The organism is Idiomarina tyrosinivorans (assembly GCF_003987475.1).
In the GTDB taxonomy this organism is placed as follows: Bacteria; Pseudomonadota; Gammaproteobacteria; order Enterobacterales; family Alteromonadaceae; genus Idiomarina; species Idiomarina tyrosinivorans.
Map to the genome: position 1 here is coordinate 165,545 of NZ_PIQH01000006.1, position 20,800 is coordinate 186,344.

The 20,800-nt window shown below is 50.5% G+C and carries 19 protein-coding genes; 8 read left to right on the top strand and 11 right to left on the bottom strand.

Translation table 11 applies throughout. The features are described 5' to 3' along the window. Window positions 1-3 precede the first annotated feature (3 nt). Complete coding sequence (locus tag CWI84_RS07785) at window positions 4-1,515, bottom strand: NAD(P)H-hydrate dehydratase (RefSeq protein WP_126842023.1); 1,512 nt, start codon at window positions 1,513-1,515, stop codon at window positions 4-6. A 14-nt stretch (window positions 1,516-1,529) separates the two neighbouring features. Between CWI84_RS07785 and queG the strand changes: the two genes are divergently transcribed. Beyond that, window positions 1,530-2,660, top strand: coding sequence for a tRNA epoxyqueuosine(34) reductase QueG (queG, locus tag CWI84_RS07790; RefSeq protein ID WP_126842024.1), 1,131 nt, complete (start codon window positions 1,530-1,532; stop codon window positions 2,658-2,660). Here queG and CWI84_RS07795 read toward each other — a convergent pair whose 3' ends face one another. Then, window positions 2,661-2,864, bottom strand: a complete 204-nt coding sequence (locus CWI84_RS07795; protein WP_126842025.1) for a YheV family putative zinc ribbon protein — start codon at window positions 2,862-2,864, stop codon at window positions 2,661-2,663. An 81-nt stretch (window positions 2,865-2,945) separates the two neighbouring features. Between CWI84_RS07795 and CWI84_RS07800 the strand changes: the two genes are divergently transcribed. The 3 genes from CWI84_RS07800 to CWI84_RS07810 are packed head-to-tail and all read left to right on the top strand — an operon-like array spanning window position 2,946 to window position 6,089. Continuing rightward, entirely contained in the window at window positions 2,946-4,850 is a 1,905-nt protein-coding gene (locus CWI84_RS07800) for an ATP-binding cassette domain-containing protein (RefSeq protein ID WP_126842026.1), read from the top strand. An 8-nt stretch (window positions 4,851-4,858) separates the two neighbouring features. Next, on the top strand, window positions 4,859-5,878 hold the full coding sequence (locus CWI84_RS07805) for a hydrolase (RefSeq protein WP_126842027.1): 1,020 nt from the start codon (window positions 4,859-4,861) through the stop codon (window positions 5,876-5,878). Next, window positions 5,853-6,089: a YheU family protein gene (locus tag CWI84_RS07810; RefSeq protein ID WP_126842028.1), complete on the top strand. Its 237-nt coding sequence runs from the start codon at window positions 5,853-5,855 to the stop codon at window positions 6,087-6,089. The genes CWI84_RS07805 and CWI84_RS07810 overlap by 26 nt, the downstream gene beginning before the upstream one ends. On the opposite strand, the gene cysQ is transcribed toward CWI84_RS07810, so the two are convergent. Both cysQ and nudE read right to left on the bottom strand, forming a co-directional pair. After that, on the bottom strand, window positions 6,061-6,891 hold the full coding sequence (cysQ, locus tag CWI84_RS07815; RefSeq protein WP_126842029.1) for a 3'(2'),5'-bisphosphate nucleotidase CysQ: 831 nt from the start codon (window positions 6,889-6,891) through the stop codon (window positions 6,061-6,063). The two genes, CWI84_RS07810 and cysQ, sit on opposite strands and share 29 nt — an antisense overlap. After that, the gene (gene nudE / locus CWI84_RS07820; protein ID WP_198674496.1) at window positions 6,888-7,445 is read right to left on the bottom strand and encodes an ADP compounds hydrolase NudE; all 558 of its coding nucleotides are present in this window, start codon (window positions 7,443-7,445) and stop codon (window positions 6,888-6,890) included. Before nudE ends, cysQ begins: the two co-directional genes overlap by 4 nt. A gap of 154 nt (window positions 7,446-7,599) precedes the next feature. Between nudE and sthA the strand changes: the two genes are divergently transcribed. Continuing rightward, a complete protein-coding gene (sthA, locus tag CWI84_RS07825; RefSeq protein ID WP_420843713.1) occupies window positions 7,600-9,051 on the top strand; it encodes a Si-specific NAD(P)(+) transhydrogenase in 1,452 nt (483 codons plus the stop codon). Here the strand turns inward: sthA and envZ are convergent. Together envZ and ompR are read right to left on the bottom strand one after the other, a co-directional pair. Further along, window positions 9,032-10,354, bottom strand: coding sequence for a two-component system sensor histidine kinase EnvZ (envZ, locus tag CWI84_RS07830; RefSeq protein ID WP_126842031.1), 1,323 nt, complete (start codon window positions 10,352-10,354; stop codon window positions 9,032-9,034). The two genes, sthA and envZ, sit on opposite strands and share 20 nt — an antisense overlap. Next, window positions 10,354-11,079 carry an osmolarity response regulator transcription factor OmpR gene (gene ompR / locus CWI84_RS07835; RefSeq protein WP_126842032.1) on the bottom strand — a complete coding sequence of 242 codons (726 nt, stop codon included), beginning with the start codon at window positions 11,077-11,079 and terminating at the stop codon, window positions 10,354-10,356. Before ompR ends, envZ begins: the two co-directional genes overlap by 1 nt. Before the next feature lie 103 nt (window positions 11,080-11,182). Between ompR and CWI84_RS07840 the strand changes: the two genes are divergently transcribed. Further along, the gene (locus CWI84_RS07840; RefSeq protein WP_126842033.1) at window positions 11,183-11,722 is read left to right on the top strand and encodes a GNAT family N-acetyltransferase; all 540 of its coding nucleotides are present in this window, start codon (window positions 11,183-11,185) and stop codon (window positions 11,720-11,722) included. Here CWI84_RS07840 and CWI84_RS07845 read toward each other — a convergent pair. Together CWI84_RS07845 and greB are read right to left on the bottom strand one after the other, a co-directional pair. Next, on the bottom strand, window positions 11,641-14,256 hold the full coding sequence (locus tag CWI84_RS07845) for an EAL domain-containing protein (protein WP_126842034.1): 2,616 nt from the start codon (window positions 14,254-14,256) through the stop codon (window positions 11,641-11,643). The genes CWI84_RS07840 and CWI84_RS07845 overlap by 82 nt on opposite strands. A 64-nt stretch (window positions 14,257-14,320) precedes the next feature. Continuing rightward, window positions 14,321-14,803, bottom strand: coding sequence for a transcription elongation factor GreB (greB, locus tag CWI84_RS07850; protein WP_126842035.1), 483 nt, complete (start codon window positions 14,801-14,803; stop codon window positions 14,321-14,323). A 134-nt stretch (window positions 14,804-14,937) separates the two neighbouring features. On the opposite strand from greB, the gene CWI84_RS07855 reads away from it, so the two are divergent. Then, window positions 14,938-17,265: a Tex family protein gene (locus tag CWI84_RS07855; RefSeq protein WP_275540940.1), complete on the top strand. Its 2,328-nt coding sequence runs from the start codon at window positions 14,938-14,940 to the stop codon at window positions 17,263-17,265. 8 nt (window positions 17,266-17,273) lie between these two features. On the opposite strand, the gene CWI84_RS07860 is transcribed toward CWI84_RS07855, so the two are convergent. From CWI84_RS07860 to CWI84_RS07870, 3 genes are all read right to left on the bottom strand, one after another. Next, complete coding sequence (locus CWI84_RS07860) at window positions 17,274-17,984, bottom strand: putative metalloprotease CJM1_0395 family protein (protein ID WP_126842037.1); 711 nt, start codon at window positions 17,982-17,984, stop codon at window positions 17,274-17,276. Between the two features lie 18 nt (window positions 17,985-18,002). After that, window positions 18,003-18,317 (bottom strand): hypothetical protein, encoded by a 315-nt coding sequence (locus CWI84_RS07865; RefSeq protein WP_126842038.1) that lies wholly within the window; start codon window positions 18,315-18,317, stop codon window positions 18,003-18,005. Between the two features lie 76 nt (window positions 18,318-18,393). Next, window positions 18,394-19,530: a fatty acid desaturase gene (locus CWI84_RS07870; protein WP_126842039.1), complete on the bottom strand. Its 1,137-nt coding sequence runs from the start codon at window positions 19,528-19,530 to the stop codon at window positions 18,394-18,396. Window positions 19,531-19,677: 147 nt separating this feature from the next. Here CWI84_RS07870 and fabR point away from each other — a divergent pair, with 147 nt between their 5' ends. Further along, on the top strand, window positions 19,678-20,298 hold the full coding sequence (gene fabR, locus CWI84_RS07875) for an HTH-type transcriptional repressor FabR (protein ID WP_126842040.1): 621 nt from the start codon (window positions 19,678-19,680) through the stop codon (window positions 20,296-20,298). Window positions 20,299-20,800 lie beyond the last annotated feature (502 nt).

Genomic DNA, 20,800 nt, shown 5'->3' on the forward strand with positions numbered 1-20,800 from the left:
GGTTTAATGGTCTCGGTTCATTGCACGGTTTAATCGATCGCGAATAAAGGGTATTAAATCGCTCGCGAGTGTACCACAAGTTCCCGATTTTGCCGCCTGCTCTCCGGCAACGGCGTGGCAATAGGCCGCTAACCGGGTCGCGTCCGTCGCTGCCATTCCCTGCGCTAATAGTGCGCCGATAACACCGCTAAGAACATCACCCATTCCAGCAGATGCCATCGCTGCCGAACCGCGGTCAATCAGCCAACCTCGCTGGCCATCGTCGATCAGCGTGCCAGCCCCCTTCAGCAGTACCGTGCCGCCAAAACCTTGTTGCAACGCTTTAACGGCTGCGAAACGGTTATCCTGCACCTCGGCGGTGGTTTGCTGTAACAGGCGCGCAGCTTCTCCGGGATGCGGCGTCATTACGCTGCGCTGCAGTTTGGTGTCCCGGTTTTGGGTGAGCAGATTCAATGCATCAGCATCGACCACTTTGTCGATATCGTAAGCTAACGCACATTGCCACAGTGCTTGAGCCCAACTATCTTGCCCTAATCCTGGACCGACAATGACTACTGACGCTTTTTCTAATAATGGCGTAAGTTGCTCTTCATTCTCTACCCCGGTGACCATTGCTTCAGGTTGATAGCTAGCGACGACCGGCATAACCTTTGGATGGCAGGCGACTGATACTTTTCCCGCTCCGCAGCGAAGTGCTGCCATCATCGCCAATACCGCGGCGCCCGGCATACCATTATTGCCACCAACGATTAATACATGGCCAAATGTCCCTTTGTGTGCGGTTGGCAAACGCCGTGGTAGCTCGGGTAAGCTGGCGCTAACTTCACGAAACCACAACGCCTGTTGTTTAGCCACGAAGGCTTCTGCCACCTGCAGTGGCTCTAAATGCAAATGGCCTATATGGTCAGCGGCCTTAGCGGTTAATAGCCCGCGCTTGTGGACAATAAAGGTCACCGTATGTAAGGCGTTAATCGCTGCGCCCATCTCGGTACCGCTATCTGCATTCAACCCGGTGGGTACATCAACAGCAATAACCGGGGTATGGCTGTCATTCACCGCATTAACCCATTGCAGTAATTGCCCCTCGAGTGGCCGGTTTAGGCCAATCCCCATCACCGCATCGATAATGAGGTCATAGTCATCTGCTTGCAATTCAGACAGCGCACGCTCCTCCCCAGCGTTATCACGCCATGCCATACGAGCATTGGTCGCGGGGCCGGCGGTGAGATCGTCAGCAGCAGGGTTTAGCGCAAATACCTGCACTTGATAGCCCGCTTGCTGTGCTAGGCGTGCAACAATAAAGCCGTCCCCGCCGTTGTTGCCTGCACCACAGCATACTGCGACTTTTGCCGGTGCGCTGAGCTGCATGCGCAAACGCGCGAATACCGCGCGCCCAGCTCGTGCCATCAATTCTTGCATGCTCACGCCAGAGGCGTCGGCGGCTTGTTTCTCACCACTTTGTACTTGTTCTGGGGTGTACAAACTCTGTGTTAAGCTATCAATGTGAGTCACCATAAAGCGCCTTTATCATGTCTAACAATACCTACGATTATCAGCAATTAGCCGCGGATATCAAACGCTGGGGGAAAGAATTGGGGTTTCAGAAAGTTGGGATCACTGACGTAGATCTCAGTGCCCACGAGCAAGCGCTGCAAGACTGGTTGGATAAAGGCTACCACGGTGAAATGGAATATATGGCGCGGCACGGCATGTTGCGCGCCCGCCCTGCGGAGCTCCATCCGGGTAGCGTTCGCGCAATCTCCGTGCGGATGAATTACCTGCCGGCCGAAGCCGGGTTCGCGAAAACCTTGAAGAATCCCCGTCTGGGTTACATTTCACGCTACGCTTTGGGGCGTGATTATCACAAAGTCCTGCGTAAGCGCCTTAAGCAGCTTGGTGACAAAATCAAAGCCGCCTTCGACGACACCGATTTTCGGCCTTTTGTCGATACCGCACCGATTCTAGAGCGACCTTTGGCAGAAAAAGCTGGATTGGGTTGGACCGGCAAACACAGTTTAATTCTCGACCGCGACAGCGGTTCTTGGTTTTTCCTCGGTGAGTTACTGATCAATCTACCTTTACCCGTTGATCAACCGGTAGAAGAAGGTTGCGGTAGCTGTACCGCCTGCATGACTATCTGCCCAACTCAGGCCATCGTTGAGCCATATGTGATCGATGCACGGCGCTGTATTTCTTATTTAACCATTGAACTGCGCGGCTCAATACCCGAGGAGTTCCGCCCGCTAATGGGTAATCGCATCTATGGCTGCGATGATTGCCAATTGATTTGTCCGTGGAACCGTTATGCCCAACTGACCGATGAAAATGATTTTTCCCCACGAAAAGATCTTCTGGCTCCAGAACTTATTTCTCTATGGCAATGGACTGAAGAGCAATTCAACAGCCAGTTGCAAGGCTCTCCGATTCGTCGTATTGGCTTTGACTGCTGGTTACGAAATATCGCTGTCGCTCTCGGTAATGCCGACCCTGATGTTAGCGTTATTAACGCTTTAGCGCAGCGCAGTGGGCAGGTATCTGAAATGGTGCAGGAGCACATCGACTGGGCACTTGAGCGACAACAGCGGGGGGTAGCAAAAACCACCCAGCAGCTGAAACGCTTGGTCCGTGCGGTGGAAAAAGGTTTACCTCGAGACGCCTAGTTACTCGGGCTTAAATACGCCAATCACTTGGTCAAATTGGCGTTCACTGGTTCCACCTTGCGCTTTAGGCTCGCTTATTCGGTGTTTGCAATTCACGCACTCCACTTGCTCGACGTCATTTTCGACAAACAACATCAAGGTATCCACCGCCTCACATTTTGGGCAAGTGGCACCCGCGATAAAGCGTTTCTTTTGTCGTGCCATATGGGTCCTGTGGTACTCTATAGGCAAATGATAAGGGTAATTTTACCGCAGTTCCGAAAAGGATGAAATGTTAGCCGCTCTATGATTAATGCCAGTGCTCTAAGCCTCCAGCGAGGCGGAAAAACGCTTCTTGAAGATTGCCAGTTTGCTGTATTCCCCGGCCACAAAGTGGGTATTGTGGGGCGTAATGGAACCGGTAAGTCATCGTTATTCGCACTCCTCAAGGGTGAAATTAGCAGTGACCAAGGCACGTTGCAGTTCCCAGCAGATTGGCGCTTAGCCTCTGTAGCACAAGAAACGCCAGCGCTTGACCAGGCCGCCATTGAATATGTGATCGATGGCGACGCGCCGTTCCGCGATATTCAGCGCCAGTTAGCCATTGCCGAAGCAGAGAACGACGGCGCCAAAGTCGGCGAATTACATGGTGAGATGGATGCTATTGGTGGCTACCAAATTCAAGCGCGTGCCGCCAGTTTAATGGCGGGGTTGGGCTTCACTAGCGAACAATTATCGACTCCCGTCAGCGCCTTTTCTGGCGGCTGGCGTATGCGCTTAAATCTTGCTCAGGCACTGATCAGTCGCGCCGATTTATTACTGCTTGACGAACCTACCAACCACTTGGATGTGGATGCGATTTATTGGTTGGAAAGCTGGTTGAAAAGTTTCGCCGGCACGGTAATGGTAATTTCTCACGACCGCGATTTTCTCGATAATGTCGTCGGTCAAATATTACACCTCAGCCACCATCAACTGACCAGCTATAGCGGCGGTTACTCCGCATTTGAAGCGCAGTATGCTGAACAACTGGCGCAACAACAAAGTGCTTACCAAAAAGCCCAAGCTATGCGCCAACATCTGCAGAGCTATGTCGACCGCTTCCGCTATAAGGCGAGTAAAGCGCGGCAAGCACAAAGCCGATTAAAAGCGATTGAACGATTAAACGTTCAAGCGCCCATAGCCGCGGAGTCCGGTCTGCAATTTCAATTCCGCGCGGCCGATCAGTTACCCAACCCATTGATGCAGTTGCGCGATGTAAAAGTGGGTTATGGCGATACCACCATCTTGCACCAAATCAAACTCAACCTTGTGCCTGGCACACGGATGGGGTTGTTGGGGAAAAATGGCGCGGGTAAATCAACCCTGATAAAGCTTCTAGCGCAGCAGCTAGCCCCACAAGCGGGCGAGTGCGTTCCCTCAAAAGGGTTAAAGCTTGGCTATTTTTCCCAACACCAGTTAGAAATTTTAGATATGCAGGCATCGCCGCTACAACACGTTCGTCGCTTAGACTCACAACTGTCAGAACAAGCGGGACGGGACTACTTGGGCCAGTTTGGTTTTTCCGGTGAGATGGCGACAGGTTCAATCGCCCACTTTTCGGGTGGCGAAAAGGCTCGTTTAGCGTTGGCGTTAGTGGTGTACCAAAAGCCCAATTTATTGCTCCTCGACGAACCGACTAACCACCTCGATTTATCCATGCGGGAAGCACTCATTCACGCATTGCAGTCGTACGAAGGTGCACTCATTCTGGTATCGCACGACCGCCACCTGTTGCGTACCTGTGTTGATGAATTTTATCGAGTCGCTGATGGCACGGTTGAATACTTTGACGGCGACTTAGACGCCTACCAGCAATGGTTGCAGCAACCGATCAGTACGCCCTCAGAAGCCCCTACGGAAGCCTCGCCGAAAACGGACCGCAAGGCACAAAAGCGCCTAGAAGCAGAGTTTCGCAAAAAGACCCAGCCGTTGCGCAGGCAAGCGACTGAACAGGAGCAGCAAATGGCGCGATTAGCCGAGGCATTGCAAACAGTTGAAACCGAGCTTGCCGACCAAAGTATTTACCACAGCGATCAAAAGCCGCGCTTACAACGTACATTGGAACAACAGCGTAGCCTCCAACAAGCCTTAGCCGAAGCAGAGGAGCAATGGTTGGCTGCGGAAGAACGCTTGCAGGAAATGCAAGCCGAGTTTGAGAGCCAACAGTAACACCTTCGATGCCTATTATCGCCAGTGAATTTCAAGCCGCAAAAGGCTTTAGCTACAGCCATATCCAAACCTTACTGCCGCGGGTGCTGTTTCGTACCCCGCCGTTAGAGGGTCACTGGCAGAACGTAACCCTAACCGACGGCGACTTTGTTGAGCTTTATTGGCAAGCGCAAAAGCCCGAGCAACAAACCGGTCCGTTGGTGGTGTTGTTTCACGGCTTGGAAGGGGGAGCCGCTTCACCGTACATTTGGCAAACGCTGCAACAATGCCAACAACAAGGCTTCAATGCCTTGGTCATGCATTTTCGAGGATGCGGTAGGCAGCCGCTTAATCGGCTGCCGCGCGCCTACCACTCTGGAGACACCGGCGACGCGCTGGAGGTACTCACGTATTTAGCTAAACGCTTTCCCACCCAACCGATATATCTAGCTGGCTTTAGTTTGGGCGGCAATATGTTGGTTAAGTTACTCGCTGAGCAACCCAAATTACCTATCGCCGCAGCTTTTGTCGCTTGCGCGCCATTGGACCTTTGGAGCTGTTCGGAACGAATCGATCGCGGCTTCTCCCGCATTTACCGACGCTATCTGCTGGAACCTTTGAAACAGAAATTTGAACAAAAAGTGGCGCAAGGCATTATCCCCGCCGACCATCCGTTGGCATCGGTATCGGTAAAATCGATGCGTAGCTTTTTTCAGTTTGATGATAAAGTGACCGCACCGTTGCACGGCTTCCGTTCCGTGGCTGATTATTATCGACGCGCCAGTGGCAGGCCCGTTCTTGGCCAGATTAACGTTGCAACCCGCATCTTGCATGCCGCCGACGATCCCTTTTTAGGCCCCAACGTAGTACCCAAAGTAAACGAGCTCTCGCCAACGACTACCTATGAAATGGCCAAACATGGTGGCCACATGGGATTTATAGAGCGGCTTGATGGTAAACTGCATAGTTGGTTACCTAGTGCTATAGCACAGTACTTCCGCGCTAAAGAAAATGAGGTCAGCGATGAAAATACCTTGGCAACAGCTTGATCCTGAAACACTTCATAATGTCTTAGAGGCAGTGGTTTTACGAGAAGGTACAGATTACGGTGATGAAGAACTTAGCTTTGCCACCAAAGTTGAGCAACTGAAACAAAATCTGAAAGCGGGCAAAGCCGTTTTGGTCTACTCAGAACTGACCGAAAGCGTTGATGTCGTTGCCCCAGAGCAGGTTACCGGAACTGAGCCGGACGCTGAATAAACACGTCTTTCCAGGGCACTCTCGGGTCACCTAGCACCATGAAATTTGGGTTGAGTAGGCTCTTCGTTTGGTTGTAGGTAATGGCGTCGAAATGTTCGTTAACGATGCTACCTCCCGCTTCACCAACGATCACTTCCGCAGCCGCAGTATCCCATTCGCCGGTCGGCCCTACCCGCAAGAAACAATCAGCCTTACCTTCAGCAATGAAGCACGCCTTCAAGCTACAGGAACCGGCTGGATACGGTTGCAGCTCACGCGTTTCGTACATTCTTTGCAATACGCGCTCGCGTGGTTGACGCCGACTGATGGCAATAATGAGCGGGTCATTGACTGGATCTTGTAACTGCCGTACCTGCAACTTTTCACGCCCAGCGATACTTTCCTTAAACGCCCCTTCGCCACGGACGGCGTAATACAACACATCGCCGGCCGGCCAATAAATAACTCCGATTTGCGGTTGGTTATCGACTACCATGGCAATGTTGACGGCGAAATCGCCGGAGCGCGCAATAAACTCTTGGGTTCCGTCTATCGGATCGATCAGCCAATAGCGCTTCCAGTTTTGTCGTTCATCAAAACTGCGATGGCCGCTTTCTTCAGACAAAATTGGAATTTCTGGAAAACGCGTTGTTAAGCGTCCGACAATTAAATCATTGGCTGCCAGGTCAGCACTCGTTACTGGTGACTCATCGGCTTTTTCATGCGTGGAAAAGGCTTGGCTATCATACAACTGATGAACCAAGGCTCCCGCCTCTTTAGCAATATCTTGGGCGGCTTTGAGGTAGTTTTCCGTTCGACTCATGGATGAAATAACTCCCGTTGTCGCAACATCAGTAACAGCGCGGCAACACTGCGCGCCTCATTGAAATCAGGTTGCGCCAGTAAGCCTTCAACATCGTCAACAGGCCAATGCACTAACTCCAGCGGTTCCGGTTCGTCACCAGGGAGTTTTTCAGGGTATAAATCGGTACCCACGTAAAGGCGCATAGAGGCATTGAAAAACTGCGGTGCGGAGGTAACGTCGTATAGGGTATGCAAGCGCTTTGCGCCGTAACCTATCTCTTCACGCAATTCACGGTTGGCCGCTTGCTCTGGCGATTCTCCCGGGTCAATAAGTCCTTTCGGAAAGCCCAGTTGATAGCTGTGCAGACCTGCGGCATATTCGCGCACCAACACCAAGGTGTCAGCATCAATAAAGGGCACTATCATCACCGCGCCACGACCCGAGCCTTGCATCCGTTCATATTTGCGCTCAACCCCGTTGCTGAACTGCAAATCGAGCGACTCAATACGGAGCAAGCGGCTTTTCGCAACCACTTCTCGATGTATGATTTTTGGAATGGAGCGTTTGCTCATGCGCGACACCGTCACTTCAGTTTTGTCGAGACATTCATTATTACTATAACGACTATTCGTCTAATCGCCTACGTCGAATTTAGCGATATGACTTATTAGTGTTAGAATAATTGTACAAAATAGGGTCTGAAAAACGCACTGAGAGGTAATCGGCTTGGCGACACAATCGGGAAAGAAAAAGCAATCTAGCGCACCCAAAAAGCCTGTTGAAGACGTGCACTTTGATGCAGTCGTCATTGGCACTGGGCCCGGTGGCGAGGGCGCAGCCATGCAATTGGCGAAAAGTCATAAGCGTGTTGCAGTCGTCGAAAAACACAGCGCCATCGGTGGCGGTTGTACGCACTGGGGAACCATCCCTTCAAAAGCGTTACGCCACTCCGTTAGTCGTCTCATTGAGTACAACAGCAACCCATTATTCTCTGGCTCCGGCTGGCAATCTGGGCTGACCTTTTCCCAGATCCTGCACTACACCGAAGATGTGATTCGCAAGCAAGTTAAACTGCGTCGCTCTTTCTATGATCGTAATAGCGTTACGGTTATCCATGGCACCGCATCGTTTGTCGATAACCACCGCCTTAAAATCACCAAGCACGATGGTTCATTAGAATACATCACTACCGACCAAGTGGTTATTGCCACAGGCTCACGGCCTTATCATCCACCCGGGGTAGATTTTTCACACCCACGAATTTACGACTCAGATACGGTGTTGTCACTCGCTCATGAACCAAAAAGCATCATCATTTATGGTGCCGGTGTGGTCGGCAGTGAATATGCCAGTATTTTCCGTGGCTTAAACGTCAAGGTTGATCTGATTAACCAACGTGAGCGCTTACTATCATTTCTCGACGCTGAAATATCTGACGCATTGAGTTATCACCTGCGGAATAATGGCGTTGTTATTCGGCACAATGAAGAGTTTGAAAGTATTGAAGGGCACAATAAGAAAGTAGTGCTTAAAACCCGTTCAGGGAAACAGATGTCTGCCGACTGTATGCTTTATGCAAACGGTCGTTCGGGTAATGTCGAACAACTGAATTTGGCGGCGGTCGGGCTAGAGCCTAACCACCGCGGTCAGCTCGAAGTCGACCACAACTACCGCACCTCAGTCGATAATATCTATGCGGTTGGCGATATCATCGGTTACCCAAGCTTAGCCAGTGCCGCTTATGACCAAGGTCGAATTTGTGCCACCGCGATGCTCAGCGGCGACTGCGACAAGGCATTAATTAGCGATATTCCAACGGGAATTTATACCATTCCAGAAATCAGTTCCGTGGGCAAAACTGAAGAAGAATTAACCGAGCAGAAGATCCCTTACGAAGTCGGACGGGCGCAATTTAAGCATCTAGCACGAGCGCAGATTGCCGGCACTGAAGTGGGTTGTTTGAAATTACTGTTCCACCGCGAGACGCGTGAATTATTAGGCCTGCACTGCTTTGGTGAGCGTGCCGCGGAGATTATTCACATCGGTCAGGCAATTATGGAACAGAAGAATGGTGGCAATACTGTAGATTACTTTGTGAATACCACCTTCAACTACCCCACCATGGCGGAAGCCTACCGCGTTGCCGCGTTAAACGGCATTAACCGTTTGGTGAAGTAACAGGCAATGTAGTAGGCAACTCAACGCGGGCGCAAAGCCCGCCTTGTTGTCTATTATGAAGCTTCACGCTGCCCAAATGGCGGTCCACAATCCGTTTAATAATGGCTAGCCCTAGCCCTGAACCCTCTCCGCCTCGCGCTTTATCACCCTGAGTAAAGGGTTGAAACAGTGTTTCTTGCTGGTCTTCTGGAATTCCCGGTCCATCATCTTCGACAGTGAACCAGATAATCTGACGGCGCTTATCATAGCCACTGCTCAGCCAGATGTTTTGATTCCCATAGCGCGCGGCGTTTTCGACCAAATTAGTGACCACACGCCTTATTGATAGTGGCCGCAACGCCACCTTTGGAACCTCTGTAAGGGCTAAATGCAGTTGCTTTTCACCATGCTCAGGGGCATTGCCCGCAACCGTCTCGATAATGTCATTGAGCGACGCCTTAACCGTATTTTCTTGTTGATCTAAGCGCACGTAATCGATGAATTGATCAATGATATCGTTCATATCTTCGATATCTTGAATAATACCCTCCGCCAAGTAATCCTCGGATTTAGGCAGCATCTCCGTTGCTAAACGAATGCGCGTTAACGGTGTTCGAAGGTCGTGCGAAACCCCTGCCATTAGCAGCGCTCGATCGTCCTCAAGCGCCTTTATTCCTCGCGACATTTGATTGAATGCGCGAGTCACCGCAATGATTTCGGTAGACCCCTGCTCCGCTAACTTTTCTGGGAACTCACCGCGTCCAACCTGCTTAGCGGCAACTTCTAGTGCCTTTAATGGGCGATTCAACCAGTTGGCAAACAACACCCCACCGATAACCGATAGAATACCGATAAGAATGAGATAAAAAATAAGCGGCGAGAAGTCATTTTCGTGTAACCCTGTTAACGGTATTCGAATCCAGAACTCCGTTGCTTGCGGGGCTTTTACCCAGACATAAATGTCATCGCCTTGCGAGATCCGCACTTCCGCTGGTCCACCAAGGCTATCGCTCATTTGTTGTGATAAGAAGCCGTAGGTGCTGGCTTGGCGCAGGCCATTATCCACCGCCGCCTGATTGGAAAATACCCGAACCCCAGTCGCTTGAGAGTATGCTACGGCTAATTGCTCGGCATCGCCGCGGCTGGATTTTTCGGTAATAAAAAGCGTTTTTACTTGCTTTGCGACTAACTGGTTAATTTGCTCAATCGAGGGTTTGACTACATAGACGCTAACCATCACATAAGACACGAGTTGGTTGATCAGCAACAGCATGGCGATCAAGCCAACTGTTCTAGCAAACGCCGATTTGGGGAGTAAGCGCATCAGTTTTTCAGTTTACCATCCGGCACAAACACATACCCTAAGCCCCAAACGGTTTGGATATAACGCGGTTTCGCTGGGTCTTGCTCTAACATTCGACGCAACCGAGATACCTGCACATCAATGCTTCGCTCTAGCGCACTATAGTCTCGCCCACGCGCTAAATTCATCAGCTTATCGCGAGAAAGTGGCTGCCGAGGATGAGTCACCAAGGCTTTTAAAACCGCAAATTCTCCGCTTGTTAATGGCATCGCCGTCGAGCCATCGAACATTTCCCGCGTTCCGAGATTCAGCCGATAAGTCCCAAAGGTCACCTCTTCTTCTTCTTGGCTCGGCGCACCGGGTGGCTCTTGATTGCGACGACGCAACACCGCTCGCACCCGCGCCAACAGTTCTCGCGGATTGAATGGCTTGGCTAAGTAGTCATCGGCGCCCAACTCCAAACCGATTATCCGGTCGACTTCATCACCTTTGGCGGTCAGCATAACAATGGGTAAGTGATTGTCTTGATGGCGCAAGCGCCGACAAATCGAAAGTCCATCTTCTCCTGGGAGCATTAAATCTAGCACCATCAGGTGAAAATTTTCCCGCGTCAAGAGCCGATCCATTTGTTCAGCGTTTTGTGCCGTACGCACCTGAAATCCTTGCTCGGTTAAATAACGTTCAAGCAAGCCGCGGAGCCGAACATCATCATCGACAACCAGAATTTTAGTGGTTTCCTGCGTCATCTTTTGTACCCATTTATCAGTCTATTGGTTACGATACGAAGACTCTAGCTGTGACGCAAGCGGCAAAGCGTTACCAAATATGTAAGTGCAAATATGGATTCCTATGACGCTCTTCGAAACGCAACGGGTGACTGTGAGGCAACTGTCGTTAAACGACGCAGAATGGCTATTGGCGCTATTTAATAGTCAAGGTTTTATACGCTACATTGGTGATCGCGAGATTCGAACAGTCGCCCAGGCCAAACGATACATCCAGCAGGGTCCGTTGAAAAGCTACCAAGAAACTGGGCTTGGTCTTTATGCCGTGGAGGCACAAACAACTGCTACCCCGGTCGGAGTAGTCAGTCTGCTAAAGCGTGACTACCTCGAGCACATTGACGTCGGTTATGCGATGCTGCCGGAACATCAGGGCCAAGGTTATGCGTTGGCAGCGACTGCAGGGCTAATCGATTATGCCCGTTGGCGCTTCGCACTTAGCCAGATCGACGCTATCAGTCAGGCAGACAATCAAGCGTCTATTATGCTCTTGCAGCGACTACAGTTTCGCTATCAAGAGACCATTCAACTGCCTGGAAGTGACGACCCCGTCGCAAGATTTTCGCTGTTACTCGACAGCTCCAACTCCCACTGTTCGGGGCGTTGAGGTTTGCCAAGATAAAAGCCTTGGAAATAAAAGCATTGAATTTGTTGCAAACGCTGCAGCTGTTCCGAGGTTTCGACCCCCTCTGCGACAACCGTTAGGCCTAAGTTATTTCCCAGCCCGATAATCGAACGAACGATGACTTCGTCATTGCTGTTATTCAGCATATCTCGCACAAACGACTGATCAATTTTTAGTTTCGCAAGCGGCAGACGTTTTAAATAGCTCAGCGATGCGTAGCCTGTTCCAAAATCATCAAGAGAAACGCTGATTCCCCACTCTCGTAACACGTTTAGCTTGTCGATAATCGCATCAAAGTCTTGAATTAATAAGGTTTCGGTAATTTCTAACTCGAGTCGCTCAGGGTTCACTTGGAAACGCTGCAACGTATTCTCCAAATGCGGCACAAAGTCCTCGTGATTAAACTGCGCAGGGCTGATGTTGATGGCTAGCTTAATGTGCCGCCAATGTTCCGAACTCTGCCAACGCCGAAGGATTTCACAACTTTGTTCGATCACCCGTTTACCAATAGCTAGCATCAAGCCACTTTGCTCAGCGATTGGAATAAACTGGCCGGGAGAAATTTCGCCAAGCTCTGGGTGATGCCAACGCAGCAGTGCTTCCATTGCCACCATTTGCTTGAGTTGGTTAAATTGGGGCTGTACTACTAAATAAAACTGGTCTTTCGCCACCGCCTCGCGCAGCCGACTTTCGATGTTTAGGCGTTCATCGACAATGGCTTGCATATCGGTGTTAAACAACTGGATGTTATTCCGCCCCAAACGTTTTGCGGTATGCATGGCGATGTCTGCACCCTTTAAAAGCTCTTCGACATCGTTACCAACATCGGAGAACATCGCTAGACCGATGCTTACCGTTACGAACACCTCATGGGAGCCGACAAAATACGGTTGGCTGAGGCGTTTCGCAATCTGTCTCGTCCGCTGTTGAGCATGCATCGCGGCAGCTTTCGGGTCTTGATCTAACTGCGATAAGATCGCAACAAACTCATCGGCGCCTAAGCGGCCAACGGTATCCTTGCTCGACTGCAAGTGCTCAAGTCGATTGGCAACCTGCTTTAGCAGTTCGTCACCGAGCTCATGCCCTAAGGTATCATTCAGCGACTTAAATTCATCGATATCGATGATCGCCAAAGCTCCCTGCACAAGCGGACTTTGCTTCTGCGCCATGAGATTTTGTAACTTGTCGATAATAAAACGACGGTTAGGCAACCCAGAAAGCACGTCAAAAAACGCGAGATGTTGCAGCTGGCTTTGGATATTTCGATATTCAGTGATGTCGGTGGATATGCCACACAACGCGTAAATTTGGCCACTGCCGTCGCGCAGTGGTAGCTTCACCGATAAGAAGGTATGTGGCGCCGATGATTTGGTCAGCGTATTGACCTCTTCATCGACGATACGTTCGCCTTTCTCTAACACACGGCGGTCGTTAATGGCTAGGCGCTTGGCAGTCTCCGCATCAAAGAATTGATGATCGGTCTTGCCGATAATGTCACGTTCAGAAAGTCCGGTTAACTCACAAAACTTTTGATTGATATATTGGTATTTGAGATCCAAGTCTTTAATAAAGATGAAGGCATCGACACTATTTAAAATGGTATTCAGACGATTTTCACTTTGCTCTAGGCGATAGGTTTTGTCCTTCACTAAGCGGCGCAAGGTAAAGATGAAGAAAAACGTCAATAGCAATGCACCCAGCAACAGTAAACCAATCCACCAAACGAACTGTGGAATGCTATAACCATCCTCGCCACTGCCACTCCACTTTTTGAGGACCGAATAATACGGCGAGTGCTGTTCCGCTTTCCACCGCGTTAAGTAGCTATCTAAGCGCTGTAATGCTTGTTTGATACTGGCACTAGGTTGCAAATTAGCCGCCACATATAATTCCGTCGGTTGGAACATAATAGGCGCCGCTACTAAGTCGTAATCAGCGGCTTGATAGCGACCGTAAAACTGACTCGTTGCGGCAGCGTCCGCCTCGCCTCGCTGCACCGCCTGCAATGCTAGTTCAAAGTCGCTAACCCGAATAAATTGATAGTGCAATTGAAAAGCATGATTTAGCCGCGTTAAATATTGCTGCTGCACCGACTCTTCTAGCACTGCTATGCGCTTATTTTTTAGGTCTAGCAGGCTGGATAGCTTACTGTTTGCAGACACGTATATCTGTGACCAACTCAATAGTATGGGTTCTACCGGAAAGAAAAATTCGGCGCGGCGCTCAGGTGTCATCGCGACATCCGGCATGAGATCGATGTTGCCATTTTTGAGCAGGGTCAAACAGCTTTGCCACTGGCACCGCACCGGCTTTATTTGCCAGCCTTCGGCTTCAGCCACCTTATTCAGTAAGTCGCCAATTAACCCCGAAGGCCGGCCGTCACTGCCAAGGAAGATTTTCGGTGGGTTATGGTAAACCCCTAACCGCAAGGTTAAAGGCTGAGACACACTTTGGGCATGAGTGCCGGGAAGCACCATCAGCAAAGTTATCAATATCCCTAACGACCAACGACGCAAAGGAAACCCCTTTACCAGTGTGTGTTAAACCAGTATACCGCTGTTGCTATATGCAGCAACTGATTTATTTTTGTTCAGTTCGATAGCTAATAGCGCTGACCCACCAATGCTGAATCCCCTGCGGGGTCTGCACTTCGATATCATCGTCAAGCTGCTTGCCAACGAGGGCTCGAGCCATCGGCGAGTCGATTGAAATGTAGTCTTTACGATGATAAATCTCGTCCGGCCCAACAATGCGAAAACGCTTGCTCTGTTGAGCGGCATTTTCTATTACGACCCAGGCACCAAAATACACTTTTCCCTCTTGCTGCGGGGCGTAGTCAACAATTTTCAATTGCGCTAAACGCTTGCGAAGAAATCGTACGCGCCGGTCGATCTGGCGCAAACGCTTTTTATTGAAGATGTAATCCGCATTTTCCGAACGGTCACCCAAACTCGCAGCCCAACTGACGATCTTTGTTACTTCGGGGCGCTCGTTAAACCACAGTTCATCATGCTCTTGTTGCAGCTTTTGATACCCCTCGCGGGTCACTAACGGTGTTTTCATCAATGCTTTCTCAGTGCAATATTTTCACGGCATTTACTAGCCTAGCGAGTTTCTATGACTGCCGTCTAGCCATCACTCCTGTTATACTTGCCGTTTGATCGTTTGCCCGTCACTGATAGAGAGAAGTTATGAGTGTGATTGTTGCTAAGTTAGCGAATGAACTCGGTGTTCAACGCCAGCAAGTTGAAGCTACTGTCAAGCTGTTGGACGAGGGCTCGACAGTCCCTTTTATTGCGCGCTACCGAAAAGAGGTGACGGGGGGTTTAGATGATTCTCAACTGCGCGAGCTGGATCAGCGATTAGGTTATTTACGTGAGCTCGAAGACCGCCGAGCGGTGATTCTAAAAAGCATTGATGAGCAAGGTAAACTCAGCGACGAACTGCGCCAACAAATCGAACAGGTGAGCACCAAAACCGAACTGGAAGATCTGTACCTACCCTACAAGCCAAAGCGTCGCACCAAAGGGCAAATTGCGATTGAAGCAGGCCTAGAACCGCTCGCAGATACACTTTGGCAGCAGCCAGACCATGACCCGGAAGCGCTCGCAGCGGAATATATTGATGCCGACAAAGGCTTTGCCGATAACAAAGCAGTATTGGATGGTGCGCGAGCGATTTTAATGGAACGCTTTGCCGAGGATGCCGCCTTACTTAAAAAATTGCGGGAAGATCTGTGGCAAAATGCTCACGTCAGCAGTCAAGTCATCAGCGGAAAAGAGAAAGAAGGCGCGAAATTCCGCGATTACTTCAACTTCTCTGAAGCACTGAAAAAAATTCCCTCCCACCGCGCCTTGGCGCTTTTTCGCGGACGTAATGAAGGCGTATTAGCGCTGACCTTGAACGCTGATCCTGAGCAAGCGCAAGACGTTCGCAGTTCTCATTGTGAGCGCTTAATTGCCGCTCACGTCGGCTTTGAGCACCAACAGCGCCCTGCCGATGACTGGCGCCAACAAGTTGTGCAATGGAGCTGGCGAGTTAAGCTTGCACTGCATATGGAAACCGAATTACTGAACCGTATCCGCGAGATGGCTGAGGAAGCCGCCATTGATGTGTTCGCAATGAACCTAAAAGACTTGTTGATGGCCGCGCCCGCCGGTGCCAAAACAACCATGGGGTTAGATCCGGGAGTGCGCACGGGGGTTAAAGTGGCGGTCGTTGATCAAACCGGTAAAGTGCTCGCGACTAACACGGTATTTCCGTTCCAACCACAGAATCAAAGGGATAAAGCTAAGCGTACCTTAGCGGCACTCTGCAAACAGCACGACGTTGAGCTGATCGCAATCGGTAATGGCACCTACTCACGGGAAACCGACCAACTTGCGGGAGAAATGCTGAGCGAAGCAGGTTTAACGGTTATCGAAAAAGTCATCGTCAACGAAGCCGGCGCCTCGGTCTATTCGGCCTCTGAAACAGCAGCGCAAGAATTTCCAGACATGGATGTATCGCTGCGTGGCGCGGTATCTATAGCCCGCCGGTTACAAGACCCACTGGCAGAGCTAGTAAAAATTGAACCCAAATCTATCGGTGTCGGCCAGTATCAGCACGATGTCAGCCAAGCGCAGTTGGCACAGCGGTTGGATGCCACCGTTGAAGATTGCGTAAACGCTGTCGGCGTAGATTTAAATACGGCTTCAGCGGCACTGCTCTCGCGTGTATCAGGTCTGTCAAAAGTGTTGGCGAAGAACATTGTTGCCTATCGCGATGAGAGCGGAGCGTTCGCTGAGCGGAAAGCCCTACTTAACGTCAGCCGAATGGGTCCCAAAGCGTTCGAACAAGCGGCGGGCTTTTTACGCATTCGCGACGGTAAAAATCCGTTAGATGCCTCTGCCGTGCATCCCGAATCCTATCCTGTGGTGCAACGCATGGCGGCAAGCTTGGGCTGTGATGCCGCAGAGCTAATCGGTGCTCACCAACAGTTGCAAAAGATCAATGCGCAAGATTTCGTCGACGCTAATGTTGGCTTACCAACCATTACCGACATCTTGAAGGAGCTGGACAAGCCGGGCCGTGATCCACGTCCCGAATTCCGCACCGCGAACTTCAAAGATGGGGTGAATACCATGGACGACCTAAAAGAAAATATGCAACTTGAAGGCGTCGTTACCAATGTCACTCATTTTGGGGCATTCGTGGATATTGGTGTTCACCAAGATGGTCTAGTACATATTTCTGCTATGTCGCACCAGTTTATTAGCGATCCCCGAGAAGTCGTAAAGGCCGGTGATATCGTCAAAGTGAAAGTGATAGAAGTGGATAAGCCACGCAAGCGTATTGGTTTGTCGATGCGTATGGATGACACAGCAGAAAGTAACGCCAGTCAGGCGAAAACCGCAAATAATGCTAACCAGTCAAAGCCAAGCAAACGTTCATCAGGCGCGCCAAAGGCAGATAAAAAGCCGTCGTCAGGCGCTATGGGCAATGCCTTTGCCGAGGCTTTTGCAAAAGCCAAAAAAGAAAAATAATTGCACACTCAGGCAGAGGCGCGAAAAGACGTCTCTGCCGTATCCTGAGCTGCGGCATAGCGATTCGCTACTTGTTGTTTACGCGAATCTGAGCTGGCCTCTTTACTATCACCACCGCCCTCAGACTCTAACGACTTAGATTGGATAGTTGGTTGCTGAGTATTGGTCTCCTCAGCATCTGGATTTCGCTGTTGCTGCTGTAATTCCGCGCGCGCTTCCGCAGTCTTTAATGTTGCTTCCGCGGCAATTGCCCGATCCGCGCCAGAAGGTTCCGCTGGGGCAAGCGCTGCTCTTCGCACCACTTGCATCTTTTGAATCGTTGCTTGCGGATCATTCGGAATGGGGGCCACGTCGATCATGACCTCGCCGCCAACACGATAGCGTTGTCCGTCGGGACCTTTTTCGTAGGTATAGCTTGGACTTCCAGCGTGTTGGCCGCCGACAGAAGCATGTGCTAGTTCATGGCGTTGCACTTGAGCATCACGCTTTTCTAGCTTTTCGACTTCTTTCAGTTGTTGTTCGCTGAGCGCTTTGCTGTTTCGCTGCTTTTCCGCAGCAACATCATTCTTTCGCTGATCGGAGGTAGCGTCTTGGCTCGATTGCTTACTGGCAGACGCTTCGGTTGGCTGGATAGCGGGGCGTGCGACATTATCGGTCTGCGCCATGTCAGACATTGACATGGCGTAAGAAGGAACCGAAGGAACCGCCGAGATATTCATTTTCGGGAAAGCCCTATGTTAGGCCTTAGTATCGATCAGTGTACCTAGCACATCGTCAGCGGTCTGCAGAACTTTTGCGTTTGCTTGGGCGTTATTCTCGCCCTCGCTAAGCTCAGTTAAGGATTCAGTGACGCCGCGATTAGCACTGACGCTTTGGCTCGTTTCAGTCGCTGCGCTGGTCGCAGCTTCTGTTCCAGAACTGCGAGCTGCCTGCTGTTGGTTAGTATCGTTACGACCCGCCGCCGAAGCAATTTCAGCAGAGGCTTGAGATACCTGATCGTTGGCCTGTTGAAGACCATTGTAAGCACTTTGCAGTGCACCTGAAATTTCCATCAGTCACTCCTCACGATTGATGTACTGTTATGGCTAATTATTAACCACAACAGTACAAGAATCAACCGCTTTTGCCCTACATGGCAGGCTGTTGCCGCCGTAACAACCCCTTGAATTCTCGTTTTTGATCTTCAAAACGTTGTTTCACCTCTAAAAATTGATGGTGCAACTGAGAGCTAGAAACCTGTTCTTTAAGCGCTTTGGCTTTGCTATCTAATAACGCCTTGCGTGCTTGATAGTAGGCTTTAAGCTGTTGCATTAACGCATCGTATTCGTCATGAATACGCTCCATCCAATCAGCGGCGGCGGTATCAGAATGCTTTTCTTTGTAGCGCTTAAGGTGCATCTCTAACTTTGCACGCTCAATCTGATAACCCGAACAACGACGCAAATCCGAGGCTAGGCCAAACCACGATAAACAGCGAATAATCCACTTGGTTGGATCAAACTGCCACCAGCGAATACCATTACGGTAATCGGCAGAGAAAATATGATGATAGTTGTGGTAACCCTCACCAAAGGTAAACAACGCCAAAATGTCATTATCACGCGCAGAGTTCTTGTCGGTGTATGGCTGACGGCCCCACATGTGCGCCAAAGAATTAATAAAGAATGTGGTGTGGTGATTAATCACTAAACGCAAGAATCCAACCACTAACAATGCGGCCCAAATGTCACCATAGATAACGCCGAGCACAATCGGCCAACCAATCGTCATCAGCAGCGTTAGCGGCAGATAGTATTTGTGCTGCCACATAACAATACGGTCTTTTTGTAAATCTTTAACGTTTGAATAATCGTTGTAGCTGCTCGCGTGATGTTCGCGCAACATCCAACCGATATGAGAATACCAAAATCCACGTTTCGCCGAATACGGGTCATCGTCGACGTGGTCCACGTTTTTGTGGTGTTCTCGGTGATCTGACGACCAATGTAAGGCGCTATTTTGCAGCGCTAACGCGCCACCTATTGCATAGAAAAAACGCATTATCGCGTGAGACTTGTAGGCCTTGTGCGCCCACAAACGGTGATAACCAGCGGTAATAGAAAAACCGGCAAAACCGATACTGGCAAGCATCCACCACCACATTGCTGACGGAATATCATAAGCCATGGCATATAACGGCACGCCAATCGCGGCGACGCCAAAGGTGATGGCAAAGACCAACACATTTAGCCAAATGACGGGTGGTTTAGCTGACTGATTCGACATGAAAAAAACCTTTCTTTACTTTTGAGCGAACACATGTTCGCTGAAATTCACAGAGAATGTACGTGTTTTAGGCAGAGATCTCAAGTAAAAGTTGCAGAAAAAGCTGTGATAGAATAGTACCCATTTCCCCCACTGGTGGAGCACGATATGGCTGGAGCGCGAGCCCGACAAAAAGAAAAAACGCGGCGAGCATTAATTAATGCCGCGATGAATCAGCTCAGCGCAGAAACGGGCTTTTCAAGTTTGAGTTTGCGCGAAGTTGCTCGTGAAGCCGGTATTGCACCGACCTCATTTTATCGCCACTTCGATAATATGGATGCCTTAGGTTTAACCCTAGTGGATGAATGCGGCTTGGCCCTCCGCCAATTGCTCCGCCAAGCGCGCCAGCGTATTGCCGATGGCGGTTCAATCGTACGCGTGTCCATCGAGACCTTTATGCAGTTTGTCGCCGACAATACCGCAATCTTCCGACTGCTACTGCAAGAACGTTCAGGCCGATCTCGCGATTTCCGTTTAGCCGTTGCCCGAGAGCTCCAACATTTCCACACCGAACTGGTCGACTACCTCGTCGCCGAACAAGGCTTCACCAGAGAATTAGCAGACTTACAGTCAAGCGCCATCGTACGCATCGTGTTTAGCGCTGGCGCCGACTGCTTTGACGTTAATGCCGAAGAACGCCACCGTATTACCGAAGACACCATTGCCCAAGTCCGCATCGTCGCCCGCGGTGCCGAAGCCACTCGCCGCATCGCAAAAACACCGAGCTAGCAGGCAATTAGGATTGCCTTATGAGCCAATTCTTTACCGCGGCTGTTAGCTTGGGCTCGCGGCATCGTCAGGTTTGGGGGGAAGGCTCGGGGCGTGGGCGCGACCTCTCCTACATTTAATGCACAACGTTGGGGCGCGAAGCTGGGGAAAAGTATCTCCGGCCATGGACGGCCGGAGACTAAGCGCCTCATGGATGAGCTTGAGCGGCTTTTTCCCCAGCTTCGTGAACCGGCGGGGTGCCGTGCAATGACTCTCTGAGCGCCTACACACCAAGCGCCCTCCAGCCCCTCACGATGCCGACCCACCCAAGCTCATCGCCGTGGTAGAGAACAACCAATCCCAAGACAGCACGCACAAAAAAGCCCGCGGTTAGGCGCAATGCTGATCAGTTAAGAAATAATTTAGCGATCCATTGACCGATCAAGTGGAGCTGTCAAACTCCAGTGATAGTAACTGTCACTGGAGTTTTTTTATGTCTCTCAGCCGCGCGCTACGCGATTCA